At 65.5% G+C, this 621-nt stretch carries 1 protein-coding gene; it reads left to right on the top strand.

Going from position 1 to position 621, the window contains the following annotated elements:
- Positions 1-621 (top strand): autotransporter outer membrane beta-barrel domain-containing protein (locus JHL16_RS17355; protein ID WP_200186120.1); only part of this gene is annotated, 621 nt, incomplete at both ends.

Raw genomic sequence — 621 nt, 5'->3', positions numbered from 1 at the left:
CCGGCCGTGGTCGAAGACGACCGGCCGATGGGCTCCCTGTGGGCGAGCGCGCTCGGCAGCTGGGCGGAGCGTGACAATGACGCGTCCTTCTCGATCCTGAACGGTAGCTTCGAATTCGACACGAGCTACAAGCAGGACATCTATGGTGTCGTCGGCGGCGCCGACTTCCGCGCCGATATGGGCGGCGATACCAGCATGCTGTTCGGTCTGATGGGCGGTTATGTCGACTCGAAGCTCCGCTTCGACGAAAGCTCGACCAGCATCGACACCAGCGGCGGCACGGTCGGCGCCTATGCGGCGCTGATGAGCGGCGGCTTCTTCGCCACCGTCCTGGTCAAGGCCGACCTGCTCAATATGGACTACACGGTGGGCTCGCTCGAGACGGACGACAATGACGACGCCGATGTGACCACCTGGGGTGTGCGTGGCGACTTGGGCTACCGCTTCGGCGACAGCCTGTTCGTCGAGCCGATGCTGTCGGCCGATGCGCTCTCGACCAAGATCGACGACTTCTCGATCGGCGGGGTGGATATCGATGCCGGCACGAATGAGAGCTTCCGTGGTGGTGCGGGCGTCCGGGCGGGCTATGGCGGCGACACGGTTCGCGCCTCGGCGACGGCG

Origin of the sequence: Taklimakanibacter albus (assembly GCF_016595235.1) — a bacterium.
GTDB classification, from domain to species: Bacteria; Pseudomonadota; Alphaproteobacteria; order Rhizobiales; family Aestuariivirgaceae; genus Taklimakanibacter; species Taklimakanibacter albus.
Note: the sequence above shows the minus strand (reverse complement) of the source record. Positions and strands in the feature narration are given on the sequence as shown.